Origin of the sequence: Xenorhabdus sp. NBAII XenSa04 (genome assembly GCF_963866145.1) — a bacterium.
GTDB lineage: Bacteria > Pseudomonadota > Gammaproteobacteria > Enterobacterales > Enterobacteriaceae > Xenorhabdus > Xenorhabdus indica.
The window spans coordinates 1-313 of the sequence record NZ_CAWMEB010000222.1 but is presented as its reverse complement, the minus strand read 5'-3'; the positions used below and the strand labels follow the sequence as shown (position 1 = coordinate 313).

At 45.7% G+C, this 313-nt stretch carries 1 protein-coding gene; it reads right to left on the bottom strand.

The window, feature by feature from the left end; genetic code table 11:
• Positions 1–232, bottom strand: a 232-nt coding sequence (gene tnpA / locus AAC147_RS08960) for an IS66 family insertion sequence element accessory protein TnpA (RefSeq protein WP_047686394.1), incomplete at its 3' end; no start/stop codon positions are given.
• Positions 233–313 lie beyond the last annotated feature (81 nt).

Here is a 313-nt window from a genome sequence, read left to right as displayed (position 1 = left end):
GAAGTCCGTTGGGCAGGCAAAGCGTGACGGTATGACCAGCATCTGAATGCTCATCAAGTACAATAGGATGCAGACGTTGAGGCGCGTGCTGTTGCCGACGTTTTTTTGCCCAATAATAAAACGTGGCCAGATTAATTTCATGATGCTGGCAAAATGCGGTTACCGTCAGCCCGCTCTGTTTCTGGGCATCAATGACGGTTATCCAGTGTTGCTGTTTTTCAGTGAGTGTCATGAGGTGTCTCCTGAATAAAAAGAAAACACACTATGACAAAATCTTAATTCGTCAGATAGGTGGGGTTAATTGAGCGGTTAC